Origin of the sequence: Burkholderia sp. 572 (genome assembly GCF_040545135.1) — a bacterium.
Taxonomy (GTDB): domain Bacteria; phylum Pseudomonadota; class Gammaproteobacteria; order Burkholderiales; family Burkholderiaceae; genus Burkholderia; species Burkholderia cepacia.
This window is the reverse complement of sequence record NZ_JBEPLH010000032.1, coordinates 1-25,593: the sequence shown is the minus strand read 5'-3', so window position 1 is coordinate 25,593 and position 25,593 is coordinate 1. Positions and strand designations below refer to the sequence as shown.

At 68.8% G+C, this 25,593-nt stretch carries 23 protein-coding genes; 14 read left to right on the top strand and 9 right to left on the bottom strand.

Going from position 1 to position 25,593, the window contains the following annotated elements:
• Positions 1 to 161 precede the first annotated feature (161 nt).
• Positions 162 to 812: a LysE family translocator gene (locus tag ABIC51_RS36645; RefSeq protein WP_175901638.1), complete on the top strand. Its 651-nt coding sequence runs from the start codon at positions 162 to 164 to the stop codon at positions 810 to 812.
• Positions 813 to 868: 56 nt separating this feature from the next.
• The gene (locus ABIC51_RS36640; protein ID WP_059697202.1) at positions 869 to 1,243 is read left to right on the top strand and encodes a gamma-glutamylcyclotransferase family protein; all 375 of its coding nucleotides are present in this window, start codon (positions 869 to 871) and stop codon (positions 1,241 to 1,243) included.
• Positions 1,244 to 1,285: 42 nt separating this feature from the next.
• On the opposite strand, the gene ABIC51_RS36635 is transcribed toward ABIC51_RS36640, so the two are convergent.
• Together ABIC51_RS36635 and ABIC51_RS36630 are read right to left on the bottom strand one after the other, a co-directional pair.
• A complete protein-coding gene (locus tag ABIC51_RS36635) occupies positions 1,286 to 1,975 on the bottom strand; it encodes a DUF3142 domain-containing protein (protein WP_088611305.1) in 690 nt (229 codons plus the stop codon).
• 43 nt (positions 1,976 to 2,018) lie between these two features.
• Positions 2,019 to 4,199 (bottom strand): PA5441 family protein, encoded by a 2,181-nt coding sequence (locus tag ABIC51_RS36630; protein ID WP_175901640.1) that lies wholly within the window; start codon positions 4,197 to 4,199, stop codon positions 2,019 to 2,021.
• Positions 4,200 to 4,629: 430 nt separating this feature from the next.
• Between ABIC51_RS36630 and ABIC51_RS36625 the strand changes: the two genes are divergently transcribed.
• The 3 genes from ABIC51_RS36625 to ABIC51_RS36615 all read left to right on the top strand — a co-directional run bounded on the left by ABIC51_RS36625 (position 4,630) and on the right by ABIC51_RS36615 (position 7,743).
• Complete coding sequence (locus ABIC51_RS36625; RefSeq protein WP_060198155.1) at positions 4,630 to 6,171, top strand: hypothetical protein; 1,542 nt, start codon at positions 4,630 to 4,632, stop codon at positions 6,169 to 6,171.
• 32 nt (positions 6,172 to 6,203) lie between these two features.
• Entirely contained in the window at positions 6,204 to 6,536 is a 333-nt protein-coding gene (locus ABIC51_RS36620) for a hypothetical protein (RefSeq protein WP_034196211.1), read from the top strand.
• Between the two features lie 154 nt (positions 6,537 to 6,690).
• Positions 6,691 to 7,743: an AraC family transcriptional regulator gene (locus ABIC51_RS36615; protein ID WP_027792428.1), complete on the top strand. Its 1,053-nt coding sequence runs from the start codon at positions 6,691 to 6,693 to the stop codon at positions 7,741 to 7,743.
• A gap of 45 nt (positions 7,744 to 7,788) precedes the next feature.
• On the opposite strand, the gene ABIC51_RS36610 is transcribed toward ABIC51_RS36615, so the two are convergent.
• A complete protein-coding gene (locus ABIC51_RS36610) occupies positions 7,789 to 9,201 on the bottom strand; it encodes a 3-deoxy-D-arabino-heptulosonate 7-phosphate synthase (protein WP_354006954.1) in 1,413 nt (470 codons plus the stop codon).
• Positions 9,202 to 9,290: 89 nt separating this feature from the next.
• Between ABIC51_RS36610 and ABIC51_RS36605 the strand changes: the two genes are divergently transcribed.
• On the top strand, positions 9,291 to 9,665 hold the full coding sequence (locus ABIC51_RS36605; RefSeq protein WP_175901642.1) for a DMT family transporter: 375 nt from the start codon (positions 9,291 to 9,293) through the stop codon (positions 9,663 to 9,665).
• Between the two features lie 93 nt (positions 9,666 to 9,758).
• Here ABIC51_RS36605 and ABIC51_RS36600 read toward each other — a convergent pair whose 3' ends face one another.
• Complete coding sequence (locus tag ABIC51_RS36600) at positions 9,759 to 10,520, bottom strand: 2-keto-4-pentenoate hydratase (RefSeq protein ID WP_175901650.1); 762 nt, start codon at positions 10,518 to 10,520, stop codon at positions 9,759 to 9,761.
• A 366-nt stretch (positions 10,521 to 10,886) separates the two neighbouring features.
• Between ABIC51_RS36600 and ABIC51_RS36595 the strand changes: the two genes are divergently transcribed.
• Both ABIC51_RS36595 and ABIC51_RS36590 read left to right on the top strand, forming a co-directional pair.
• Positions 10,887 to 11,360: a universal stress protein gene (locus ABIC51_RS36595; RefSeq protein ID WP_027792431.1), complete on the top strand. Its 474-nt coding sequence runs from the start codon at positions 10,887 to 10,889 to the stop codon at positions 11,358 to 11,360.
• Between the two features lie 15 nt (positions 11,361 to 11,375).
• The gene (locus ABIC51_RS36590) at positions 11,376 to 11,567 is read left to right on the top strand and encodes a DUF2964 family protein (protein ID WP_021157890.1); all 192 of its coding nucleotides are present in this window, start codon (positions 11,376 to 11,378) and stop codon (positions 11,565 to 11,567) included.
• On the opposite strand, the gene ABIC51_RS36585 is transcribed toward ABIC51_RS36590, so the two are convergent.
• Positions 11,539 to 11,859, bottom strand: coding sequence for a tetratricopeptide repeat protein (locus ABIC51_RS36585; protein WP_175901653.1), 321 nt, complete (start codon positions 11,857 to 11,859; stop codon positions 11,539 to 11,541). The two genes, ABIC51_RS36590 and ABIC51_RS36585, sit on opposite strands and share 29 nt — an antisense overlap.
• Positions 11,860 to 11,943: 84 nt before the next feature.
• Between ABIC51_RS36585 and ABIC51_RS36580 the strand changes: the two genes are divergently transcribed.
• The gene (locus ABIC51_RS36580; RefSeq protein ID WP_175901655.1) at positions 11,944 to 13,680 is read left to right on the top strand and encodes a site-specific integrase; all 1,737 of its coding nucleotides are present in this window, start codon (positions 11,944 to 11,946) and stop codon (positions 13,678 to 13,680) included.
• 36 nt (positions 13,681 to 13,716) lie between these two features.
• Here the strand turns inward: ABIC51_RS36580 and ABIC51_RS36575 are convergent, their stop codons facing one another.
• Entirely contained in the window at positions 13,717 to 14,433 is a 717-nt protein-coding gene (locus ABIC51_RS36575) for a DJ-1/PfpI family protein (protein WP_175901657.1), read from the bottom strand.
• An 83-nt stretch (positions 14,434 to 14,516) separates the two neighbouring features.
• On the opposite strand from ABIC51_RS36575, the gene ABIC51_RS36570 reads away from it, so the two are divergent.
• The 3 genes from ABIC51_RS36570 to ABIC51_RS36560 all read left to right on the top strand — a co-directional run bounded on the left by ABIC51_RS36570 (position 14,517) and on the right by ABIC51_RS36560 (position 17,009).
• Positions 14,517 to 15,449, top strand: a complete 933-nt coding sequence (locus tag ABIC51_RS36570) for a GlxA family transcriptional regulator (RefSeq protein WP_175901659.1) — start codon at positions 14,517 to 14,519, stop codon at positions 15,447 to 15,449.
• 238 nt (positions 15,450 to 15,687) lie between these two features.
• Positions 15,688 to 16,011, top strand: coding sequence for a TfoX/Sxy family protein (locus ABIC51_RS36565; protein WP_175901661.1), 324 nt, complete (start codon positions 15,688 to 15,690; stop codon positions 16,009 to 16,011).
• 89 nt (positions 16,012 to 16,100) lie between these two features.
• Positions 16,101 to 17,009 (top strand): hypothetical protein, encoded by a 909-nt coding sequence (locus tag ABIC51_RS36560; protein WP_060174745.1) that lies wholly within the window; start codon positions 16,101 to 16,103, stop codon positions 17,007 to 17,009.
• 30 nt (positions 17,010 to 17,039) lie between these two features.
• On the opposite strand, the gene ABIC51_RS36555 is transcribed toward ABIC51_RS36560, so the two are convergent.
• A complete protein-coding gene (locus ABIC51_RS36555) occupies positions 17,040 to 18,191 on the bottom strand; it encodes a branched-chain amino acid ABC transporter substrate-binding protein (protein ID WP_027792437.1) in 1,152 nt (383 codons plus the stop codon).
• A gap of 40 nt (positions 18,192 to 18,231) precedes the next feature.
• On the bottom strand, positions 18,232 to 19,461 hold the full coding sequence (locus ABIC51_RS36550; RefSeq protein ID WP_175901663.1) for an NAD(P)/FAD-dependent oxidoreductase: 1,230 nt from the start codon (positions 19,459 to 19,461) through the stop codon (positions 18,232 to 18,234).
• A 230-nt stretch (positions 19,462 to 19,691) separates the two neighbouring features.
• Here ABIC51_RS36550 and ABIC51_RS36545 point away from each other — a divergent pair, with 230 nt between their 5' ends.
• Entirely contained in the window at positions 19,692 to 21,104 is a 1,413-nt protein-coding gene (locus tag ABIC51_RS36545) for an aminotransferase-like domain-containing protein (protein WP_060084110.1), read from the top strand.
• Positions 21,105 to 21,114: 10 nt separating this feature from the next.
• Here the strand turns inward: ABIC51_RS36545 and ABIC51_RS36540 are convergent, their stop codons facing one another.
• Complete coding sequence (locus ABIC51_RS36540) at positions 21,115 to 23,292, bottom strand: DUF4132 domain-containing protein (RefSeq protein ID WP_175901666.1); 2,178 nt, start codon at positions 23,290 to 23,292, stop codon at positions 21,115 to 21,117.
• Between the two features lie 553 nt (positions 23,293 to 23,845).
• On the opposite strand from ABIC51_RS36540, the gene ABIC51_RS36535 reads away from it, so the two are divergent.
• The gene (locus ABIC51_RS36535) at positions 23,846 to 25,270 is read left to right on the top strand and encodes an aminotransferase-like domain-containing protein (RefSeq protein ID WP_027792441.1); all 1,425 of its coding nucleotides are present in this window, start codon (positions 23,846 to 23,848) and stop codon (positions 25,268 to 25,270) included.
• The last annotated feature ends 323 nt before the right edge of the window (positions 25,271 to 25,593 follow it).

Here is a 25,593-nt window from a genome sequence, read left to right as displayed (position 1 = left end):
TTTGAATATGAATAAAACTCATGTCATTCGACAGGATTTTCCGTTTTTCAGCAGCGGGCCGGGCACGCCATACTGCAAAAAACCGTGCAATCCGCCGCGCTGAATCCCGATGATGCCATCGTAGCGCGCACGCGCGTCGATCCATCCAACAACTTTTTGTCATGGCGCTCCATTACCCGCTGCTGTTCGCCTATCTCGCCGCGATCGTGCTGCTCATCGCGACGCCCGGCCCCGTCGTCATGCTCGTGGTCGGCACCGTCGCGCGGCGCGGGTTCCGCCAGGGCATGCTGACCGCGGTGGGCGCGAATGCCGCGAGCCTCGTGATGATCGCGGGGGCGATGCTGATGGTGTTCGGCGTCGTGCTCGTCAGCGATCGCCTGCTCACGGGGTTGCACGTGGCGGGTTGCGTCTTCATCGCGGTGCTGGCCGTCCGGACGTTGCTCGGCGAATGGCGCGCCGGACGTACGCGCGACGGCAACGGTGCCGCACCAGGCGAACCGGCGTCGCAGGCGCGGCGCTTGCCGGGTGTGGTGCGCGGCTTTCTCGTCGGCATCGCGAACCCGAAGGACCTGCTGTTCTTCGTCGCATTCTTTCCGCAGTTCGTCGGCATCACGCCGGATTCCCGCGTGAGCCTGGCCATCCTGGCCGCGCTGTGGATCGCGGTCGATTTCACGATCATGACCGGCTACATGGCCGCGATCAACCATCCGCTGATTCACCGCAAGCAACGATGGATCACGGCCTCGTCGGCGGGTGCGCTGCTCGTGATTGCGCTTGCCGGGCTCGGCGGCGCGATCTCGGGTGGCGCGTAAGCCAGTGGGCGATCCGCGTTACGTTTCGTTTGTCCTGCTTTTTGTCGAGTTCAATCATGTCCGGCACCGCCCCGACTTTCTCCGAGCACCTCTTTTCCTATGGCACGCTGCAACTCGAACCGGTGCAGCTCGCCACCTTCGGCCGCAAGCTCGACGGTCGCGAGGATGCGATGCCCGGTTACGCGATGACGATGCTGAAGATCGACGATCCGGAGGTGGTCGCGACGAGCGGGAAGACGCATCATCCGGTGGTGGCCTATACCGGCCGACCGGGCGACCGCGTCACGGGCACCGTGTTCGCGATCACGCGCGAGGAACTGCAGCACGCGGACGACTACGAAGTCGACGCGTATCGCCGCGATCGCGTGGTGCTGGAATCGGGCGTCAGCGCGTGGGTGTACGTGGATGCGGGTTCGCCGCGCCCGGAATGAATCCGGGGCGCGGGAACGATCGACGTCGTCGCGTGTTTCCCGCTATGCGTTGCGCAGGAACACGACATAACCGCGGAACCACGGATTTGCCGCGAGGTAGGGCGGCGCATCCCATTCGCCGCCCTGGATGATGCCGATGCGAAACGGCAATTGCAGCCGCGCGACGCGCGGCAGGTAGTCCGCGTAGTCGGGGATCGTGCGGCGGCCCTGGTAGGTCTGCACGACGACTTCGTCGACGATCCCCCTGAGCTGGTTGACCTGGTCGGTATCGATGCGGCTGCTCCAGTCGAGCAGCCCCGTGATGCTCAGCCGGCAATCGGCGGGCAGCGTCTCGCGCAGCGTCCGCAGGAATTCGAGGTAGTCCTGCAGGTGGCGCGTGCGTGCATCGAAGTCGATCTGGATACCGGTGATGGTGCGACCCGACGCGCGCCAGCGTTCGAGTTGCGCGAGCATGATCTGCGTGACGCGCGGCGTCCAGCGCAGCGTATGCGCACGATAGACGAGCCACACGCGCGCATGCGGCGCGGGTGGCAGCGCGACGCCCTGCGCGATGACGCGTACTTGCGACTCGTCCCGCGGCGATGCCTCGATCTGCCCTTGCAGCACGTAGACGGCGCGGGCGCCGCGCACGACCGCCTGCGGCTTCACGCCCGCCCACAGCCAGAACGTGTCGTACTGCGCGGCATCGACGGTGCCGGCCAGCGCAACGCGTCCGGCCAGCAGCAGCGCCATACACGTGACATACGCGACATACGCGACACGCTTCACGCGGCGCTTACCAGTAGTAGCGGAGTTTCTGCGCCCACACGCTGCCCGCGTAGCTGGCCTTCAGCGTATCGAACCAGCGCTTGCGCACGTTCTTCGGCACGTCCTTGCCGCCGCATTCGTTGGAGCCTGCCGGCGCGTAGCACCTGATCGCGCGGTAGTACGCATACGCGCGGTCGTTCGGGTTCGCCTGCGCATCGGCCATCACCGTCACGTAGCTCGACATCCGCTCGTACGGCTTGCCCGCGAACTGCGACGGCGCCGCGCCGAGCGTCGGCGGCACGCGCGCGGCGTTCGCCGCCGACGCGTTGCGCATCCACGGAGGCACCACATCGCCTTCGAGGTTGGCCGTGAGCGGGTTGACGCGCACGAACTCGGCGAGGCAGTTCAACCCTTTCGCGTCGGCCGGATTCTGCTGGAGCATCGCCGCGATGTCGCGCGCGGACGGGCACGTGTAGCCGTCTTCGGTTTTCGCACCGGACGCGACGAACGGCTTCAACGGATCGGCAGGCGTGCCGGACACCAGCGCGGCATCGGCGATGAACTCGGCGTAGTGCGAACGCGTGAGTTCCTTGTACAGCAGCGTGTACAGCGCGGTGTCGCGCAGCGCGCCGCCGGCCGCCGGGTTTTGTGCCTGCGCGCGCAGCAGGTCCGCATTGGCGGCGCGCCGCAGCAGCACGGCGCGGATCGCGGCGTTCTGCACGGGCGAATCGTCGGCGAACGCGTCGTTGACGAGCCCGGCCTGTTCCAGGTTGATCGCGAGCGCGAGTTCCAGCGCCTCGCGCTGGAAGCGGAATTTCGCGAGCGGGATCAGGTCGCGCCACAGCTGGCGCGCCTTGTCGGCCTGGCCGCTATCCTCCAGCGCGAACCCGCGCAGCGCCTGCTGGCTCAGGCCGAAGTAGTCGAGCGGCTCGGCGGGCGCCTGCGGCAGCAAGGCGAGCGCGGCGTCCGGTTTGTGCTCGATCTGGACATACCAGGTCGCGAGCAGGTAGTCGTAGAGCGCGGGCGCGTTCGCGAAGCGCGGCTTCTGCGCCTGCAGCTCGTCCAGGGTCAGCGGCTTGCTGCGGCTCGAATCGCTGTTGTCCGACGTGCGCATGCGCAGCAGGTCGACGGTCGCGAGCACGGTCGGCGACTGGATCTGGCGCGCATCGAATTCCGTGCCGAACAGCAGCTTGCTGTCGAGTTCGTTCGCCAGCTGGATCAGCGGCACGTTCGACGTCGCCGGCGACCAGCGCGCGAGCGCGTGGCCGTACAGGTCGGCCTGCTGCGTGACGTTGCCGCCGAGCCACGCGACCCGCCGCAACAGCCCGTTCGCGGAGGTCGCATAGCGTCCCTGCGGATAGATCTTCAGGTAGGTGCGAAACACCGTATTCGCGGCGTCGAGCGACACCTTCGTCACGCGGCCGAGCGACGGCGTCGGGTTGTCGTTGTCGAACACGTTGGCCTGCGCGGCGTTCAGCTGCGCGCGCCCGGCCATGTAGAGCCCGGTTTCCTTCAGCCACGGGTTCGCGCTGTGCGACGCGTTCGCGAAGGCCCGGGTCGCGGTGAGGAAGTCGGCGCGGTAGAACGCGTTCGTACCGTCGAGGTACGCGGCGAACTGCTGGCCGAGCGGCGACTTGACCGGCGGTTTCGTCCACGCGGCGCTCGCGGCGCCGGCGGCGCAGGTCTTCTGCGCGATGTCGGCACGGGCCGCGCGCAGGCGTGCGGCTTCGTCGGCGGGGAGGCCGCCGGCACCGCCCAGTGCGTCGTTGAACGCGTCGGCGCCCGAGTTCATGCTGCGGCAGATGCTGCCTTCGCCGTCGGCATAGCGGTTCGACGACGCGTCGCCATCCGCCGCGTTGTCGGCCTTGGCGGTCGTGTCAGGCTCCTTCTGCCCGATGTAGATCCACCCGGAGAAGTCCATCGGAAACGGCACGATGATCTGGTTGATCCGGTCTTTCGCGGGGATCGTCTTCGGGTCCGGAAACGCCTGCGCGACCTTGGCGCTGTCGACCATCATCAGCATCGCGTTGATGCGCGTGTCGTTCGCGGGGCTCAGCATCGGCAGGTTGGCGCACGAGTAGGCGGTCTGCCGGAGCGTGGTGGGCGCGTAGCAGCCATCGTCGCCGCTGGCATGGGCAGCCGGAATCCAGAACAGGCCGGCCGCCAGCGCGGCGAACAGGTGTCGGTGCAGCAATGGGTTTCTGGGCATTTTTTTCTTGTGCCGGGTGTGGGGCCGCAGCGGCCGGGTCTCTCAGGTGAGGCGTTTCGCCCCGGCGCGTATCGTACCGCACCCGCGGCCCTGGCCGCGAGCGCGCGCAGGCGGGCCGGCGAAATGGAAGTCCACTCAGTGTGGACGCATCGCCACCTTGAATCCGGACCGCCTGAATTAAGATGCAGCCGGCAGCGACGGACCTTCGACGATAGGCGTCGGTCGTCGTCCTCGCTGCCCGAAGGGGGCGGTCTGCCGAAGGCGGTGTTCGCATCGATCCGTACGACGGAGCCGAGCATGACGGGGGCGAACGGACGCCGGTTTTCGTGCCTGTTCAATAGCATTGCTTATCAAGAGGCCGATCGGTGCGGTACAGCGTGTCGGCGAACGGCAGACGAGAGTACGCCGGAAAGAGAAAAAGAGGATTCCGATGAAACCCATTGCATGGATGGTCATGGCAGCCGCGCTCGCGCTGTCCGCATGCGGCGGTGACGACGTTGCCACGAACGGCGGCGCATCGTTGTCGTCGCCGAACAATCCCGGTTCACCTTCCGGTTCGACCTCGCCCGGCGGCGGTTCGAATGGCGGTTCGAACGGCGGCTCGAATGGCGGCTCGAATGGCGGGCCGACGGGCGGCGGGACCACGCAGCCGCAGGCCGGTTGGTCGAAGGCCGCCGCGGTGGACGGCAAGGGGCCGGAAGGCGAGCCGAGCGTGACCATCGACGCGAGCGGCAACGCGCTCGCCACCTGGATGACCAACGGCACGGCCGGCACGACCGGCAACGAGATGTGGGGCGCACGCTATGTGCCGGGCTCGGGTTGGGGAAGCGCGACGCGGCTCGACACGAGCGACGGTTCGCATGCGATGAATTCGCTGACCGGGGTGCAACCGCAACTGGTCGGCAACGCGAGCGGGCAGGCGGTCGCATTCTGGACCGAGTGGACGCCGGGCCCCAACACGTACGCCCTGTGGGCGCGCCCGTACACCCCGAATGGCGGTTGGGGCACCCCGGTCGCACTGGTGCCGGACATGGCCGGTTCGTCCTATTCGGCCGGCATGGACAGCCAGGGCAACGCGCTCGTCACATGGACACAGTCGATCAGCCTGCTCGACACGCGCATCGCGTGGACGCGCTATACGCAGGCCGGACAGTGGTCGCCGACGGCGCTGGTCCAGATGCCGGTGCAGACGGGGCCGGGCGCGGTGACCGGCGATACGGACAACGTGAGGCCGATGCTGTCGGTCCTGTCGTCCGGCCGCGCGGTGCTCGCGTGGCGGCAGACCAACCATACGAAGTCGGCGTTGTGGACGGCCACGTACGACGCGACCAACGGCTGGACCAACGTCAACCAGGCCGTATCGAATACGAGCCTGTTCACGACGATCATCTCGCCGGTCGCCGGCATGGACGCGAAGGGCAACATCACGCTGCTCTGGGGGCAACTCGACGTGACGGGCGGGAAGATCTACACCGCCACGATGTCGCAGCGCTACGTCGCCGGAACCGGATGGCAGCCCTCGCAGCCGGTGGCGCCGGCGATCGTCGAGCCGACGGGTTTCATCGCGACGCCGATGCTGGCCGTCAACGAAAACGGCGTGGCCGCCGCGATGTGGGCGGAAGGGGGCGCGGTCCTGCAGGCGAGCGTATCCGATGCCGGCGGAAACTGGGGGACGCTGCAGCGGCTGACGGAACACCTGAACGGGGCGGCGCTCCAGTACCCGCCGCTGGTGATCGACGCGGCCGGCAACGTGACCGTCGCCTGGCAGGACACGGGCACACCGAACGCGTCGCTCCTCCTCGTGGCCGGCTATCGGAACGGGGCGTGGAGCACGTCGACGCTGGATCCGCAGGACGGGTCATGGCCGGCGCTGGCCGTCAATGCCGCGGGGGCGATGGCGCTCGTCTGGCAATCGTTCGTCGCGAACGTCGGCAGCCAGATCCAGTCCAGCTTTTTTACGCCGGGCTCGTAATCGTGCCCCACCGGGAATTCGAAGGAGAAACCATGAAGCAGATCCTGCAATGCGCCGTCACCTTGCGGACGGCGCTGGGCGCGGCGGCCGCCGGCCTCGTGTTGTCCGCGTGCGGTTCGACGCAGATGAACATGGTCGACGTGCAGACGTCGACCGCGAAGACGCTCGGGCTCGCGTCGTCGGACGAGATCACGATCGCCAACGTGCAGTACGGGAAGAAGGACGGGCTCGGTGGCCAGAAGGTGAGTTACGACGCGACGACCGGCAAGGGGCGGCGCTTCGGCTGTACGGTGTTCATGATTCCGGGGCTCACGCCGATCGATCGGCCGACGTACAACAACTGGGAATGCCATCCGCAACGCTGATGGCCGCGACGACGACGACGACGGCGCCCGTCGCGGGGCGCCCGTCGACCGCCTGGGTGGACGAGGTGCCGCGCCGGCCTTGCGCCGGCGCAATTGGGTCCGATAATCTGCGAACCGATCTATCCTCTCGTGTCGGCTCGATAAAAACACTGTCATGGATCAAGCGGCATTCGTCCCCGTTTTCAAGTTTCGCACCATCGACTACCCCGAGCGGGACAGGTTCCACGTCTGGGTCAAGGACATGCTGTGCGACTGCCGCCTGGAAGACGACGGCGGCCACGGCGTGTTCGACGCGGAGGCGAGCGGCGCGGCACTCGGCCCGCTGATCCTGTCGGGCCGCCACTGGCGATCGCGCGCGCCGGCCTACCGGGTTCATCGGACCACGCGGCGGATCCGCCTCGACGGACAGGATTCGATCCGCTTCACGCTGCTGCTCGGTGGCCGGATGGCCAGCCACACCGGCGGGCCCGAACTGGTCAAGGGCGCCGGCGACGTGTTCGTGTACGACGTCGCGCAGATCAACGACTGCAGGGTCGAGGCCGGCGACGTGATCAGCCTGGTCGTGCCCAGGTACCTGCTGCCGAGCCATGCGGCGCAGGCGCACGGCCAGACGCTGACGAGCGGCGTGGGGCGGCTGCTCGGCGACCACATGCTGTCGCTGTTCCGCAATCTGCCGAATCTGCGCACGCACGAGATCCCGAGCATCGTCCAGTCGATGCTGCTGCTGCTCGCCGCGGCGGTTGCCCCGACCGCGCAGGCGCTGCACGACGCACGCGGCCCGATCGACGGGGCGCTGGCCGAGCGGGTCCGCCGCTACATCGACGTGCATCTGCTGGAGCCCGACCTCGATCCCGACCGGATCTGCCGCGACATCGGCGTGTCGAGAGCGCGGCTCTACCAGCTGTTCAAGGAAGACGGCGGCGTGATGCGGCAGATCACGCGGCGGCGGCTGCGTCACGCGTACCACGTGCTCGGCGACCCGCAGCGCCGGCATCAGCGCATCGCGGAGATCGCGTGGGCGCACGGTTTTCCCGACGAGAAGTATTTCCACCGGCTGTTCAAGGCGGAGTTCGGCCATACGCCGAAGGAAACGCTCGAATGCGCGGCCGCGCCGATTCTGCTGCCGTGCGATGCGGCCGGCGATCGGTGGGCGGATGGCGGCCGGCTGGCGGGATGGACGCTGCCGTTCGGCGTGCTCACCAACTGAGCGGGCCGCGCGTTCCGGCCGCCGCGCGGCGGCTCGTTTCGTGCGTCACGCGTACACGCTGCTGGCCGCACCGCCTTCATCGACCTCGTCGATCGCGGCCCGCAAGTCGTCGATCGCCACCATCAGCTCGCGCACCTGCCGCAACGACGGGTACTGGTGCAGCACCGCATGCCATTGCGGCATCGTCAGCAGCGCGTGCCAGACGACGCTGAGGCCGTCAGGAACGGTGTGCGGCTGTTGCGCGAGTGCGCTCGCGTACTCGAGGCTGGCTTGCGCCGACAGCAACTGCATCCGGCTCGCGGCGCCCAGCAGGCGCGGCGTCGCGTCCGCGGACGCATCGCAGCAATAGAGCACTTCCCGTTGCAGCGCGGCGTCGTCGGTCGTCAGCGCCCGCAGCGACGCGCCGTGCACGCGCACCGTGCCCTGGTGCGTCTCGAACGAATAGATCGTGTCCGGGTCGGCCTGCGCGAGCAGGGTCAGGCCGCGCAGCAGCCGCGGCAGATCGGTCGTCGCGGCATCCGCGGACGCTTTCGCTTCGACGAGGAAGCGCACGTTCCACGCGGGCGCCGGGTCGTCGCCGCGAGGGCGTTCGAGCAGGATCGCGTCCCATTCGGTTTTCGCGCGATCGTGCCGGCCCGGTATCGACGACGGCACGCGCATCGACGTCACCACCCGGTACGTGCGGCGTGCGTCGACGGCGTCGAGCCTGCGGGCCAGCGCGTCGAGCGCCTGCGCGGCCAGCGCTTCGACGGCTGCGCCGCGCTGCTGCGATGCGACGCCCTGTGCAACGGCGACCGAGCTGCCTTCGAGCGGACCCTGGCGGACCCACAGCGCACGGTAGCGGCGCACGTGCTCGTCCGATGCCAGTGCGTCGACGCGCAGCAGGCGTTCGAGCGCGGGGCTGTCTTTCAGCTTGACGATGTCCTGTTCGAAGGCCGGGTCGGTCTTCATGTCGGGCAGTGCGAGCAGGTGCCGCAGCGTGTCGTGCAGATCGGCCCACGACGCGCCGGTGGCGGCCGCATGCAGCCGCGCGAGCCCGTCGCGTTGCCACGGCCGGGCGCTGCGCTCGAGCTTGGCCGGGTGCGCGATCGCGTTGACGGCCGAGTGCAGCGCGCGACGGTCCTGCTCCGCGTGTGCCGACAACGACGCGTATTCGCGCACGCTCGGCGCATCGTGCCGCAGCACCGCTGCCTGAAACGCGGGATCGCCGGAATGCGTATCCATCGCATCGCGGATCATCCGCGCGAGGGCGTCGATGAAGCGCTGCCGCAGCGCCGCGTCGGGTGTGTGCCCGTCGCTTCGCATCCTGCGCGCTTCCTCGATCACGATCGCAAGCGTGGCGGCCGGGTTCGCGGCGTCGGCCGGCGACGACGCGCTGTCGAGCGGCGGCAGCCGGTAGCGGCGCACGACGGTGCGCAGGGTTTCGTCGAGCAGGGCGGGAAGCGGTGTCAGCGACATGTTCGATATCGGCGTGAAAGCGGTGCGCATGCCACGGGGTAGGGCGCGGTGCGCGCGGGGATGTGCAACGTTATCACGTCGTACGGAAGATGCAGGGGGGCGCAGCGCGCTACGGGCGGTCGTTCCAGGGGATGTCGCCCGCCGGCTCGCTGATCGTCGGGGCGATCGTGCTGGTGCCTGCCAGTCTCGCCGCCGACCGTCCGTGGACGCTTCATCCGTCGTCGCGATCGCTGCCGGCACGGGCGGCGATCGCGTTCGTCATCTATTTTCGGCTCGTGCAGACGCTCGGTTCGGTCGGCACGACAGCGCAGGCCTGTCTGCGCGTGCCGATCGGCATCGGCATCGGCATGGCGCTGCTCGGGGAATCGCGGTCGGCATCGGCGTGGCTCGGGCTCGCGTGCGTCGTTGCCGGCGTGGCCGCGATGACGTTGCCGTCACGACAGTGCGCGCAGCCGCGCGCCTGACACCGGCCGCGCAACAATCGCGGCCGTCGCGCTGCGGCCAGCGATCAGCGATCAGTGACCAGCCCGTTCAGCCGTGCCCGCGCGCCGCTTGCATCAGGCCGTCAACGTCACCGACAAACTGCCGAGCTCGCCGAAGCGAACCGTCAGCGCATCGCCGAGCGGTACGTCGATCGCGCCCGCGTACGATCCGGTCGTCACGATCTGCCCGGCGCGCACCGTGTCGCCGCGCGATGCGAGGAAGTTGACGAGCCACACCAGCGGCTTCAGCGGATCGCCGTCCGGATGGCGGCCGTCGATCGTGCGGTTCAGCGCGCCTTCGAACGACAGCGCCAGCGTCTCGAGCGGCACGTTCAGCCCGTCGGGCACGACCGGGCCGACGCACAGCCCCTGGTTGAATTGCCCGTCGGCCAGCAGCTCGAACTTCGACGCGCGCGCGGGCTCCGCATAGCGGCAGCCGAGCACCTCGAGCACGATGCGCACCTCGCGGATCGCGTCGCGCACGTCCTGTTCGTCGTACGGCTGCTCGCGCGCGGGCAGGTCGCGATCGAGCACGAACGCGATTTCCGGTTCGATCCGCACGATCGGGCCGCCGACGACGCGGTACGGCGCATCGGCCTCGCGGATCGTCGACGCGAAGATCGGTGCGAGGATCACGCGGTCGGGCGGCGGCAGCGCGCATTTCCATCCGCCGACGGATTCGCCGAGCAGGTCGGCCACGCGCTGCTGGATCGCGAGCGCGGTGTCGATGTCGTCGGGGCGCAGAGCATCGGGCAGCAGCGGGCCGGGCGAGCCGGCATGGCGGGCGGCGACGAGATGCTGGGCGGCGCCGTCCACGCGTTCGGTAGTCGTTGTCATGTCGGTTGAGCGAGTTGAAAGTGGGCCGGCAAATAAGGGCCGGACGAAAGTCGCACATCCGATGATAGCGCCTTCGGCATGGTGGCCGCTCGATTCCGGTGCGCACGGGCGGCGCGCGGCCGCCGCGGGCCCGGCGGATTCCGTCGCGCGCCGGCGGGTTCGACAAGCACGCGTATCGCGCGCCGCATACGCGAGGACGCAAAAGGGTGCGGGCTCCGGCGCGCGCGCCGCGCCCTGCGTCGGCCGGTCGCAGCCGGCATGGTCGCTCGCTTGATCGCCGTCAACATTCGAACCCGCCGTCCGCCGATGATGGTGACAGGGCCGCGCGCACCCAGCCGCGCGGCAATTCACCCCAGCGAGGTTTGCATGTACAAGAAGATCATGGTGGCCGTCGACGGCAGCGCTTCGTCGAAACTGGCGCTTGCCGAGGCCGTAAAGGTCGCGCTGGCAGGCGACGCGCAAGTCAGTGCCGTGTATGTGGTCGACAAGTCGGTGCTGTTCACTTACGCGGGCCGTTTCGATCCGCACGCGCTCGTCGAGGAAATGCGCGACGACGGGCGCAAGGTACTGCGCGAAGCCGAACAGGTCATCGCGCTCGCCGGTGCGAAAGGCGAGGCCGAACTCGTCGAGACGGAGAGCATCGGCGAGGACATCTCGGAACGCCTGCAGCGCTACGTGAAGGAAGGCGGGATCGATCTCGCGGTGGTCGGCACGCACGGGCGGCGCGGCATCCGGCGCGTGTTGCTCGGCAGCGTCGCCGAGCGCTTCGTGCGCGGCTCGAAGTGCCCGGTGCTGCTGATTCGCGGCGACGATGCCGACGTAGCGGCTGCGGCCGCGTAACCCGGAGGGGGCGCAATGATACGCCGCCAATCCCGGATCGTCGTCGCGGCGATCGCCGTGTTCGTCTCGCTCGTGGGGATGATGGCCGTCGTGACGGGGCTATTGTTCGACAACGCGATGGCGCTGCGCGGCGGCGCGGTCGCGCTGGTCGTCGGAGTGGCCGGCTTCGTCGTGATGCTCAATCCGGGCGCGAAAGGCGAGGAGTGACGCGTTGCGCGGCGTCGCTCCCTGAATCCTGAATCGGCCGGTCGAACCACGTCAGCGCTTCGTCGTCGCGACCGAGGCGATGGAGCGTCCAGCCCTTGCTGTCGAGCGCATACGGGTCATCGGGTGACTGCGCGAGGCGCGCATCGATCGTCGCCATCTCACGATCGATCTTCCGGCCGGCGTTGACGAGGTCGTAGCCGATGCCGTTCAACAGGTCGCCCGAGAAATTGCCTGCGTCGAGCGCGGTGTCGATGCGGCCTTCGTTCCGCTCGGCAATCGTCAGCGCGATCATCTTGGCCGCGATCTGCTCCCGGAGTGCCCCGGAACGCCGCGCGCGACGTATCCGGCCGCGCGCGCTTCTGTCAAACTGGCGCCCATGAAACCGCGCCTCGCCTCACTGCCTTCCTCCGATTCCGCGCCTGCGCCCGCAGGCTATCCCGACGCCGACGAACTGGCCGCGCTGCGCGCATGGTACGCGGGCATGACCGTGCGCCAGGCCGTCGAACGCTACCTGCCCGATCGTCTCGGCGAAGGGCGCTCGGCGCGCGGCGTGATCGGCGGGATTCGCCGCCGCCTCGTGCACGTTGCACGGCAGGTCGGCCGGCCCGATCTCGCGGAGCGTCTCGGTCATCCCGACGGTGAGCGTATTCGGGAGGCGAAGGCGGCTGCCGAAGCGATCGGCCTGCTGCGTCATGCGCGCGCGCCGGTCCCGCAGATCAGCGACGACGTCGGCCTGTGGCTGCCCGCGCGTGCGGTCGCCGCGCTGCGGGCGCACGGGATCGCGACGCTCGCCGATCTCACGGTGCGGATTCCGCGCCGGCGCCAGTGGTGGCGTGCGATCGCGGGCCTCGGCGTGGCCGGTGCGCGGCACATCGAGGCGTTTTTCGCCGCGCATCCGGACCTGACCGAACGGGCGCGCGCGCTGATCGCGGCGACGCCGCGCGGCAGCATCGTGCCGTGGGAGCAGTTGAAGCTGCCGCACGAGGTCGACGGCTCGGCCGGCACGTTCCGCGCGCCGCGTGCGACCAGCACGCTCGATGCGGACAACGATTACGCGGCCGTGCACGCGTGGCTGTCGCTGCACGAATCGGCCGCGACGCGGCGTGCGTACCGGAAGGAGGCGGAGCGGCTGATCCTGTGGGCGATCGTCGAGCGCGGCCGCGCGCTGTCGTCGCTGACGACCGAGGACGCGGTCGCGTATCGCGCATTCGTGCGGCGCCCGAGCCCGCACGAACGCTGGGTCGGGCCCGTGCGGCCGCGCGGTGCGCCCGACTGGCGGCCGTTCTCGGGCGCGCTGTCCGCGCGTTCGGCGGCATACACGCTGTCGGTGCTCGGCGCGTTGTTTCGCTGGCTGATCGAGCAGCGCTACCTGCTGGCGAATCCGTTCGCGGGCGTCAAGGTGCGCGACACGCGCGGCGCGAACGCACTCGACACGTCGCACGCGTTCACCGAAGGCGAATGGCTGCTCGTGCGCACGATCGCCGACGGGCTCGAGTTCCGCACCGGCACGGCGGCCGGTGCGCCGCAGTCGGGCTGGACGCCGGCCGCCGCGCAACGGCTGCGCTTCATTCTCGATTTCGGCTATGCGACCGGGCTGCGCGCGAGCGAGCTGGTCGGCGCGACGCTCGGCGGCATCGAGACGGACGCGCACGGCGACGCGTGGCTGAAGGTGGTCGGAAAGGGCGGCAAGGCCGCGCGCGTCGCGCTGCCGCCGCTCGCGCGCACGGCGCTCGACCGTTACCTGGTCGCACGCCGGCTGCCGGTCACGCCGGTGCGCTGGCGGCCCGATACGCCGCTGATCGCGAGCCTCGCGGAAGACGGCGCGGCCGCGATCACGAGCGTGCGGCTGTGGAAGGTGATGCAGCGTTTCTTCACGCAGACGGCCGATCAGGTCGAGGCCGACAACCCCGCGCTCGCGCAGAAGCTGCGGCAGGCGAGCCCGCACTGGATGCGTCATACGCATGCGACGCATGCGTTGGCGCGCGGCGCGGAGCTGACGACCGTGCGCGACAACCTGCGGCATGCGTCGATCTCGACGACGTCGATCTACCTGCACGGCGACGACGTGAAGCGGGCGCGGCAGATGTCGAGCGCGTTTGCGGCAGACAAGTAACGGCGTCGCGTCGATCCGGCCCGGGCCGCGCGTGCGTCATGCCGGTTGTCGGCTCGCGTCGGGTAGCGCAAGGTGCTGCGCCGCACGCGCCACGACCGCATGACGATCGGGCCGCACGCGCTCGAACAGCGCGGACACCGACGCGAGAATGTCCGGCGCGGCCTGCTCGGGACGTCCGCAGTCGAACGGCGGCTCGGGCGCATATTCGATGCCGAGCTGCACCGCTTGCGCGTAGGCCGGGCCGGCCAGGTCGGCCATCACCGAGAGCGCCATGTCGATGCCGGCGGTGACGCCGCCGCCCGTGACGACCGGGCCGTCGCGCACCACGCGGCCTTCGTCGACGATCGCGCCGAACGGCGGCAGCAGGTCGCGCCACGCCCAGTGGCAGGCGGCCCGCCGGCCTTGCAGCAACCCGGCCGCGCCGAGCACCAGCGACCCGCTGCACACGGAGGTAACATAGCGGGCGCCGAGCGCGAGCCGGCGCACCTCGCGGACGAATGCATCGTCCGCGATCGCGTCGATCACGCCGAGCCCGCCCGGCACGCAGACGAGATCGGCGTGCGCGATGTCGGCGAGCCGCTCGACCTCGGCAACGGTCAGGCCGCTGTCCGCGCGAATCGGTCCGCCGCGCACCGAGGCCCGCCGGATCCGCGCGCCCGGCAGACGCCAGAACACTTCGTCCGGCCCGGTGAAATCGAGCTGCGTGACATGATCGAACAATGCGAATACGACGATGAACGGCGTGATGGCCATCACGATCTCCCCAGGTATGAGCGGCGTGTAGCATCGCGCCGCGCGCTGTCCGTCGCAATGTCATTTCTCCCGCACTTTCTGCCATGACCGATCGCGTCGCCATGCTCGTGTATCCCGGTTTCCAGGTGCTGGATGCCGCCGGGCCCGTTTCCGCGTTCGAGATGGCCGACTACGCGCGCGAGCCGTATTACGCGGTTCGCATCGTCGCGGCGCAGCCGGGGCTGGTGCGCAGTTCGTCGGGCGTGAGCTGGCACGCCGAGCCGTTGCCGGATGCGGTGGACCTCGATACATTGCTGGTCGCGGGCGGCGACGGCGTCGATGCCGCGATGGCCGACGCAGCGACTTGCGCGTTCGTGCGGCGCTGCGCGGCGCGCGGCATCCGGGTGGCGAGTGTCTGTTCGGGCAGCCTGCTGCTGGCCGCGGCCGGCGTGCTGGACGGCCGGCTGGCGACCACGCACTGGGGCTGCGGCGAGCGGTTTGCGCGGGCGTTTCCGCAGGTGCGGCTCGCGCTCGATCGCATCTACGTGAACGACGGGCCGTTCTGGACGAGCGCCGGCATCACGGCCGGCATCGACCTGACGCTCGCGTTGATCGGCGAGGATCGCGGCGAGCGGCTGGCGCGCGCCGTCGCGAAACGTCTGGTCGTGTACTACCGGCGCCCCGGCGGACAGTCGCAGTTCTCGGCGCTGATCGAACTGGACAGCGCGCAAGGGCGCTTCAAGCCGTTGCTCGACCACATTCGCCGCAATCTCGGCGCACGCTTGCGCGTGAGCGACCTGGCCGAGCAGGCGTGCATGAGCCCGCGCCAATTCGCGCGGGCGTTCCAGACGGAAACCGGCCTCACGCCGGCCAAGGCCGTCGAGAAACTGCGCGTGGAAGCCGCTCGGGCGGCGCTCGAAAGCGGGGCCGCGTCGCTGCAGCGCGTGGCGAACGAGTGCGGTTTCGGCGATACCGAAAACATGCGGCGCAGCTTTCATCGCTGGCTGGGCGTCGCGCCGTCGGTATTGCGTTCGTAGGCGGGCGTTGTCGCATTGTTACGTCGTCGATCGCGATAGTCTCGCTCGGCCGTGCGCCGTCATGTGAATGTCACGACACGACACGCAGCGTGTTGCGGGCCGCGAATGCCTGCACGTGCCCGAATGCGTCCGAATGCGCGTTCCGCCGACGAATGGATGACGCACCGCAGCGCATCCGCCGATCAGGCGGAACGGTCGGGCACACGCAGCGGTCATACACCTTTTGCAAGGAGCAGGGATGGCATCGAGCCAGGGGACAGTCGATTTCATCGTCGAGCAGATGGCGGCGGCCGGCACGGTATCGGCGCGCAAGATGTTCGGCGAGTACGGTATCTATTGCGACGGCAAGATGGCGGCGCTCGTCTGCGACGATCGGTTGTTCGTCAAGCCGACGCCCGAAGGCCGCGCGTTTCTCGGTACGTGCGAGGAAGGTTCGCCGTATCCGGGCGCGAAGCCGCATCTCGTCATCTCGGGCGAGCACTGGGACGATCGCGAATGGCTGTCGGCGCTGATCCGGATCACCGCCGCGCAGTTGCCGGTGCCGGTGAAGCGGCGTCGATAACGGCCTTTTCGCGTGCAATGTTGCGCTGCGGCCAGGCGTATTCTGTGACACATGCGCGCGACCATCGCGCGCCAGGCGGGAGCACAAGAATGAAGACATCCGGACATCCGCGCGGCACGTGGCTCGCCCGCCGCGCCTGGTACGCGCTCGTCGCGGCCCTGTGTACGGGCTGGAGCGCGCTGTCGTTCGGCGCGGACGATGCGGCGGCGCTGCTCGACCGTTACCGCAGCCTCGGCGCGCAACTGAAGGACAACGCGTTTCACCGGCCGCTGGTGCTCGAATCGACGGAAGCGTCGTCGTCGCTGAAGGGCGACATCTACGCGGTGGTCGACTATCCGTTCGCGGTCGTGAGCGGCCAGCTCGACGATCCCGCGCAGGGCCCCGCGAACTGGTGCGCGGTGCTGATCCTGCACCTGAACACGAAATACTGTCATGCATCGGGCGGCGGCAACGGCCCGGTGCTCGACGTGAACCTCGGCCGCAAGATCCAGCAGAAGCTGTCCGACACCTATCGCGTGCAGTTCCGCTATCGCGTGGCGGCCGCATCGCCCGACTATTTCCAGGTCGACCTGACCGCCGACAGCGGCCCGATGGGCACGAAGGATTACCGGATCGCGCTGGAGGCCGTGCCGGTCGGCGCGTCGCGCACGTTCCTGCATCTCACGTATTCGTATGGTTTCGGCACGGTCGGCCGCATGGCGATGAAGACCTACCTCGCGACCGTCGGCAGCGACAAGGTCGGCTTCACGAATGTCGGGGGATCGGCCGCGCAGCCGCAGTACGTCGGCGGCGTGCGCGGGCTGCTGGAGCGCAACACGATGCGCTACTACCTCGCGATCGATGCGTATCTCGCGACGCTCGACAAGCCGCTCGACCAGCGCCTCGCGCGCTGGTTCGACGCGACCGAGCAGTATCCGCAGCAACTGCACGAGGTCGAGCGCGGCGCGTATCTGCAGATGAAAGCGCAGGAGGTGCAGCGGCAGCAGGCGGCGCGATGACGGTGTGGTTCCCGGTCGCGCCGCCGCGCGTCAGTTCGACGCGCCGCCGACCGTGCGGATGCTGTGCCACTGCCCCTGTTCGACGCGGAACAGCGTGTACGGCGGCTTGATCAGGTCGCCGCGCTCGTCGAACGAGATCTTTCCGGTCACGCCGGTGACCGATACGCCGGGCAGGCTCGCGACGATCTTGCCGCGATCGAGCGAATCGGCCTTGCGTACCGCCGCGATCATCGCGAGCGCCGCGTCGTACGAGAACGGCGCATAGAGCTCGACATCCTGGTTGAAGCGTGCCTTGTAGCGCTGCGCGAACGCGACGGCGGACGGCAGCTTGTCGAGCGCCGGCCCCGGTTCGAGATCCTGCGTGCCTTCGCCCGAGGTGCCGGCGATCTTCAGGAATGCATTGCTTTTCAATGCGCCGGCGCCGAACAGCTGCGCGCGGATGCCGAGCGAGCGCATCTGCTTGACGAGCATCGCGCCCTGTTCGTCGAGGCCGCCGAAGAACAGCAGGTCGACGTTGTTGCTCTTCATCGTCGTCAGGATCGCGCGGAAATCGACGGCCTTGTCGTTCGTGTATTCGCGCGACACGATGCTGCCGTGCGCATCCTTCACGCCCTTCTCGAACGCGTCGGCGAGACCCTGGCCGAACGCGGTGCGATCGTCGATGATGCCGATCCGTTTCGCCTTCAGCTGCTCGACCGCGAAACGGCCGGCCACCACGCCGCCGACGCCGTCGTGCCCCATCGTGCGGAACACGTTCTTGAAGCCTTGCATCGTCAGCTGCGGATTGGTCGAGCCGGGCGTGATCATCGCGACGTTCGCCTGCTTGTAGACGGCCGATGCGGGAATGCTGCAGCCCGAGTTGTAGTGGCCGATCACGCCGACCACGCCGTCGTCGACGAGCTTCTGCGCGACCTGGATCGCGATGCGCGGATCGGCCTGGTCGTCCTGCACGTCGAGCACGAAGCGCACGGGCTTGCCGCCCACGGTCGGATGTTTCGCGTTTTCTTCGTCGAGCGCGAGTTGCGCACCGTATTGCAGATCCTTGCCGACGCGCGCGACGGGCCCCGTCAGCGGGCCGGCGAAGCCGATCTTGACGGTCTCCGGGTCCGCGGCCTGCGCGGATGCGCCGACCGTGCCGATCGAGCAGACGGCCAGCCAAGCCAGCCAGTTACGACGATTCATGATGGATGCCTCCTTGCAGTGGTGAAAGTCGCGGCGCGCGTCAGAATCGCGCGGCCCGGTACGGTGCGAGGTCCAGCGGCGGTGCGCGCTGGGCGACGAGGTCGGCGACGATTTGCCCGGTGATGCCGGCGAGCGTCACGCCGAGATGCTGATGGCCGAATGCATGGATCACGCGCGCGCTGCGCCGCGCGCGGCCGATCACGGGCACGCCGTCCGGCAGCGTCGGCCGGAAGCCGAGCCAGCTGCGCGTCGGTGCGCCGAGCGACGGCACGGCTTCGCGCGCGGAACGCGTGAGCAGCGCGACGAGCGACGGATTCATCGGCGCGTCGAAGCCGCCGAGTTCGACGGTGCCGGCCGCGCGCAGCCCTTCGTCGAGCGGCGTCATGTAGAAGCCGCGCTCGGCCCAGCCGACCGGCCGCGAGACGATCGGCTCGTGCGCGCCGAACTGTACGTGGTAGCCGCGCTCGGTATCGAGCGGCACGGTGTCGCCGCAGGCAGCCGCGAGTGCGCGCGAGCGGGCGCCGGCGGCAATGACGACGTGATCGAACGTGCGCATGGCGCCGCCCGCATGCACGTTCACGCTGTCGCGGGCGGGCTCGATCCGTTCGACGCGCGTGCGTTCGAGCGCGGCGCCGCCGGTGGCGAGGTGCGCGAACAGGGCGCCGAGGAATCCGCATGGATCGGAGAAGTGCCAGCTTCCGACGAACAGCACGCCGCGCGTGAAGATCGGCGCGAGTGCGGGCTCGAGCCGGCGGATCGCGCTCGCGTCGAGCGTTTCGAACGGCACGCCGAGCCGGCGCCGCAGCGCGAGCGACGGCTGCGCGGCGTCGAACGACGCCTGCCGCGCATACAGGTACAGGCATTCGCGCGGCCGCACGAACGCGGCGAGCCGCGACGGTGCAAGCAGCGGCGCATAACCGTCGGCGGCGCGCGACAGCAGCGCGGCCAGCGCGGCGGCGCTGCGTGCGTGGCGCGCGGGCGTCGATGCGAGCAGGAACCGCGCGAGCCACGGCGCGCCGTGCAGCAGGTACGGCCAGCGGATGCGCAGCGGGCTGTCGGCGGCGAACAGGAAGTGCGGCATGTCGCGGAACACCGACGGGCCGTTCACCGGCACGCAGCCGTACGGCGCGAACGTTGCGGCATTGCCGAACGACGCGCCCTGGCCGATGCCGGCCGGGTCGAACAGCGTCACGCGATGCCCGTCGCGCTGCAGCCATGCCGCCGCGCCGAGCCCGATGAAGCCTGCACCCACGATGGCGACATTCGCCATGACGCGTTCCCTCCGGTCACATGATTCACACAAAGTTGCGATCAAGAATCACACAGTAATTTTTTGTGTGCAATCAAAATGAGATTGTGTGGCGCTAGTGTTTGCCCGATTCCAACTGACTGATTCAACAGACTTTTCAACTGACGTTTGACGGGAGGGGGATGTCGGATACAATCGCTGGGCAGGTCAAAATGGCAGACAAACGCTTTTTGTGTGGTCACGGGCGATAAATGGCATCAGACAAACTTTCCGGCGAGCGCGACGGCGGCGCGCCGGCGCAGGCGAAGCGGCCGACCTACGTCGAGGTATCGAGCTCGATCGAGGAGGAAATCCGCAGCGGCATGTATCCGCCGGGCAGCCGCCTGCCGCCGCAGCGCCAGCTCGCGACCGAGCTCGGCATCAACGTGTCGACCGTGTCCCGTGCGTACAAGGAATTGCAGCTGCGCGGCCTCGTGATCGGCAGCAAACGGCGCGGCTCGCTCGTCACCGGCGGCGCGATGCCGAGCATCGAGCCGGCCCGCGCGTCGCTCGCGGCGGGCAACGGCGTGATCGACCTGACGGTGAACCGCCCGGCCACCGGCGAGTTTCTCGCGAGCCTCGCGCAGACGTTCGGCACGCTGCCGAACGACCCGCGTTTTGCCGCCCTCCAGGAATACCAGCCGCCGCAGGGCCCCGACTGGGCGCGTGCCGCCGGCGCGCAGTGGCTCGCCGCGCCGGGTTTCGTGCCGTCGCGCGACCAGGTGGTCGTCACGAGCGGCGCGCAGCACGGGCTGTATGCGGTGCTGAACAGCCTGATCGGCACCGACGGCGTGATCGTGGCCGACCGCCTCACGTATTACGGGCTCAAGGCGCTCGCGCCGGTGTTCCAGTTCGAGATCGTCAGCGCGCCCGCCGACGACGACGGCCTGCTGCCCGACGAGATCGAGCGGATCTGCCAGCGCATGCCGGTCAAGGCGATCTTCGTCGTGCCGAACCTGCAGAACCCGACCGTGACGACGATGAGCCTCGCGCGCCGGATGGCGCTCGTCGACATCGCGCGCCGCCATCACGTGACGATCATCGAGGACGACGTATACGGCCCGCTCGTGCGCGACCGGCTGCCGGCGATCGCGGGGCTGTGCCCCGAGCTGACGTTTCATATCGGCGCGACGTCGAAGATCCTCGCGCCGGGGCTGCGCCTCGGTTACCTGAGCTGCCCGCGCGACAGCGTCGCACTGTGCGCGGAGGCGGTGCGCACGACCGCATGGATGCCGGCCCCCACGTCGATGCTGATCGCGACCGTGTGGATCGAGGACGGCACCGCCGAGCGGATCATGGGCGCGCAACTCGCGGAGATCCGCGCGCGCGTCGATCTCGCGCGGGAGCTGCTGCCGGCCGGGCAGCTGAAATCCGACCCGGCGTGCATGTTCGTGTGGCTGCGCCTGCCGCCGCCGTGGCGCGCCGACGACTTCGCCGCGAACGCGAAGGCGCGCGGCGTGATCGTGATGCCGTCGTCGACGTTCGCGGTCGATCGCGCGGAGATCGAGCACGGCGTGCGCATCAATCTCGCGTGCCCGGCCTCGCGCGACGAACTCGTCAACGGGCTGCGGATTCTCGCCGGCACGTTGAAGGACCGGCCGCGCGCGCTGTTCGGTTCGATCTGACGGCGGCCGCTCAATCGAGCAACCCCGCGACGACGTCGACGATCCGCTGCAGCAGCGCTTCGTCGTAAGGCAGCCACGGCACCGCGCGCAGCGGCGACGGCGGCGGCTCGATCGCGGCATCGACGGGTTCGCCGTCGCGCATCACACGTCCGGTCGCGCAATGCACCGACCACGCGCCGACGCGCACATGCCGTTCATCGATCGTCATCTTCCCTTGCGCCACCGGCCCGGCGAACACGAGCGACAGCACGTGCCGGCGATGCCGCGCCATCGTGCCCAGCGGCACGTCCGACAACCGGTTCAGGCGCTGCCAGCGTTGTGCTTCGAGCTCGCGTTGGCGCACCGGATCGACCGTGAGCGCGGCCGTCGCCGCGCGTGTTGCGTCGTCGTCGAGCGCGAACGCGGCGACACTGACGAGCAGATCGACCGCGCGCGCCACTTCCGAGAACACCACACGATCGATTTCGCCGATCGGCAGCGGTATCCAGTGCCGGTCGTGCCGGCGTTCGAAGTGCAGCCGGCGCGACGTGCCGTGGCTTTCCGAGCCCGGATAGAGCCGCGCATCGACGAAGAAGGTCGCGCGCACGTCGCCGAATTCGCGGACGAGCCCGTCGTCGTACGCGCGGATCGACCAGCCTTCGCGACGCGCGACGCCGATCAACTGCCGGCTCGACAGCACGTGGCCTTCGAACATTGCGGAATCGCTGGCGGACGCGTCGCCGTCGGCCGGTACGTAGTATTCGCGGAAGGCCTGCCTGACCGGCTGCCGCAGCGTGCGGCCGACGATCGCGCGTTGCCACGCGAGCCGCTCGTCCGCATCGGCCAGCAGCGGATGCCATAGCCGGATGTCGCTGTCGCCGGCGATGTCGATCGCGTGCCCGGCCGCGTCGCGCAGCACGACCTTGCCCTTTGCGATCTCGGGCATGAACGACTGCGTCGACCCATCGCGGCCGCGCGCGTGCCAGATCGTGCGTGCCGCGAACGCGGCGCCGGCCGGCGCATCGACGAGGCGCTCGCGCCATTCGGCGTGGCCGAGCGTCATCGACTGCCAGAAGCCGGCTTCCATGCAGGTCGCGAGCATCGCGAGCTGCTTCTTGTCGGGCTTTGCGTCGAGCGTCATGCGCAGCGCGGTGTGCGGCCGCTCGCCGAGCGCGCGTTCGGCCGGCTTCAGGTTGCGTGCCAGCTTCTTCTGCACGCCGGCGTGACGCACGGCGGCGAGTGCGTCGCGCAACGCGCGCACGCCCTCGGGGGTCGGGATCGTCTCGACCGCGTGGCCGAGCGCGATCGCGAGCGACTGGGACGGCGCGGTCTTCGCGGCCGTCGGCGCGACGCACACGCCGGTCAGCAGCGGCCCGATCAGCGGGCGCAGCCACGCTTCGTCGCGATAGGCGGCCACGCGGGCGGCGCGGGCGACGACCTGCGCGTCGTCGGTCGTGAATGCACGATCGGCCTCGTACGGGACGGCGCCCGCATGGAGCGCCGCCACGTGTTGCGCGGCTTCCGTCAGCGCATCGCGCGCGAACGCGACATACGCGGCGTCTTCCGCGAGCGTGACGGCCGGATCGCTCAAGTCGAGCCACAACCGCCTCGGCGCGAAATAACCGTTGTTCGTCGCGGCCAGCGCGAGCAGCCCGGCCAGCCCGAGTTCGGGCAGCACGTCGAGTTCGCGCACGCGAAACGGCGAATCCGCCAGCGCCCGCGCATACGCGTCGCGTCGCGCCGAGAAGTCGCGGCGGCCGGCGAACCGGTCGAGCGTATACACGCCATACGTGCTGGACTCGGTGCGCACGTCGCCTTCCTCCGGCTCGCCCGCGATGCGCGCGAGTTCGGCCTGCAGCGCGGGCGACGGCGGCGCGTCGAGGCAGGGCAATTCCTCCAGCGCGCGTTTCCAGCCGCCGGCCGGGATGTCGCGGAACAGTTCGAGCGCGGCATCGGCGTCGACGAGCGGCACGAGTCCGAGCGCATCGATCTGCCGGTGCAGCCAGCGCGCGAAATCGGCGCGCGGATCCTCGAATGCCTGGTCGCGCACCATGATCTCGTACTCGACACGGCGCAGGGCCGGCCAGACCGCGCCGAGCGCGTGCGCGTCGAGCGTCGACAGGTCGATCGGCGCGCCGGTGAAGTGCGGATGGTCGGTGCGGCCGGTCAGCCGCGCGGCGAGCTCGTCGACGAGGGCGCGATCAGTCATCCGTGGGCCTCGGTGCCGGCCGCGTCGTTCCTGCGCCATTTCTGTACGGTCCGGGCGGTGCGGATCACGCCGCCGAGGTCGGATGCCTGTTCGATCGTGTACTGCATGGTCTGACTCCGGGAATGAAAACCGAGCGGACGCACAGTATTGCACCCCAATTGATGCAGCCGGGCGGAAGGCCGTGCGGCGGGCGTTCCGGGCCGATCCGGCCACGCTGTGCGCCGCTTCCGGCGGCCCGGCCATTTCATAAGACGTACAGTTCTCCCGTGATGCGCGATTCGCGCCGAACTGTACTCTTGTTCGCGTGGACGATGTGTGTACTCGTCGCCAACTGTTCTGCTCTTAAGATTCCACCATCAAGGGCACAGTGCCGCAGATCCAGTCGTACCGGAACCCTGTTGGCGCATCTTCAAGAGCGAGCCAGTGCGATGGAAAAGGCAAAACCGGAGGGAAAGATCAGGAACCACGATGGCCCGGTCGACGGGCGGAACACGTGCGTATCGGATGTGCGCAGCGGGGCGGGGCGGCTGCGCAGGCCGGCGGGAGGCACGCGATGAAACTCTATGAAAAGCTCGCGGACGACATCGAGCGCCTGATCCGCCAGGGCGTGTACCGGCACGGCGACCGGATTCCGTCGGTGCGGCAGGCAAGCCAGCAGCACCGGATCAGCATCACGACCGTGCTGCATGCGTATCTGCTGCTGGAAAGCCGCGGGCTGCTCGAAAGCCGCCCGCAGTCCGGCTATTTCGTGAACCTGCGGCGCGACGACGGCCATGCGCCGGTGCGCGAGCTGCGGCCGTCGAAGCCGATCGCGATCTCGTCGTCGGTCGACGTGAGCCGGCTCGTGCTGTCGACGCTGCGCTCGATCGGCACCGACGACGCAGTGCCGCTCGGCTCGCCGTACCCGGATCCGAGCCTGTTCCCGTTCGAGAAGCTGAACCGCTATGCGTACGCGGCCGGCCGCGACAAGTCGCTGTGGGGCGTGACGGACGGATTGCCGCCCGGGCATCCGCGGCTGATCCGGCAGATTGCGCGGCGCTACCTGGAAAACGGGATGTCGGTGGACCCGAACGAGATCATCGTGACGGTCGGTGCGACGGAGGCGATCAACCTGTGCCTGCAGGCGGTGGCGAAACCGGGCGACACGATCGCGGTGGAATCGCCGACGTTCTACGCGATGCTGCACGCGATCGAGCGGATGGGGATGAAGGCGATCGAGGTGGCGACGCATCCGGAATACGGGATCGACATCGCCGCGCTGGCGGCGATCGCGAAGTCGCAGCCGATCGCCGCATGCATGGTGATGCCGAACTTCCAGAACCCGCTCGGCTTCCAGATGCCCGACGAGCGCAAGCGCGAACTGGTCGAGTTCGCGACGAAGGCCGGAATGCCGCTGATCGAGAACGGGGTGTATAACGAACTGTATTTCGGCGATGCACATCCGAGTTCGTTGAAGTCGTATGACCGCAACGGGATCGTGCTGCATTGCTCGTCGTTCTCGAAGAGCCTGACGGCCGCGTACCGGATCGGCTGGGCACTGCCGGGCCGTTATCGCGATCAGGTCGAGAAGCTGAAATTCCTGAACACGCTCGCGACGCCGTCGTTGCCGCAGCTCGCGATCGCGGAGTTTCTCGAACGCGACGGCTACGAGCATCACCTGCGGCGCTTGCGCAAGGCGTATGCGCAGCAGGCGAATCTGATGCGGGCGATGGTGTCGCGGTTTTTCCCGGAGGGCACGCGCATCTCGAGTCCGGCGGGGGGGTACGTGCTGTGGGTCGAGTTGCCCGCGCAGGTCGATGCGATGCGGCTGTACCAGCTCGCGCTGGAGCAGGGCATCACGATCGGGCCCGGCTACATGTTCTCGATCACGGACAACTACCGGAACTTCATCCGGCTGAACTACAGCAGCCCGTGGTCGCCGGAGATCGAGCAGGCGGTGATTGCAGTGGGGAAGCTCGCTTCGGCTTGCATGAAGTGACGGGGGCGTGTTGTTGCTTGAGGGGGCATGACGAAGCCGGCTTGGGGCCGGCTTTGTTTTTGGTTTGGCTGGGGGGAGTGCGATGAGCTTTGCCGCGTTGGCGTTGGCAGGACAATGCCACACTGTTGAAGCTGCCATGCAGGCGTCGCTGCGCGGATTTGGGGTAATACCGGTGAAGCCTCGAGTGTCAGATACCGTTGCGAGTGAACGAGTTGTACGTTTTGCATAGAGCCTATCCGATCTTTTGTGTGTGAGGCATAAACTGGCGACCAAGGAGCCACTTTATGCCACGCAAACGCAAGGAAGAAATGACGATTGAACCG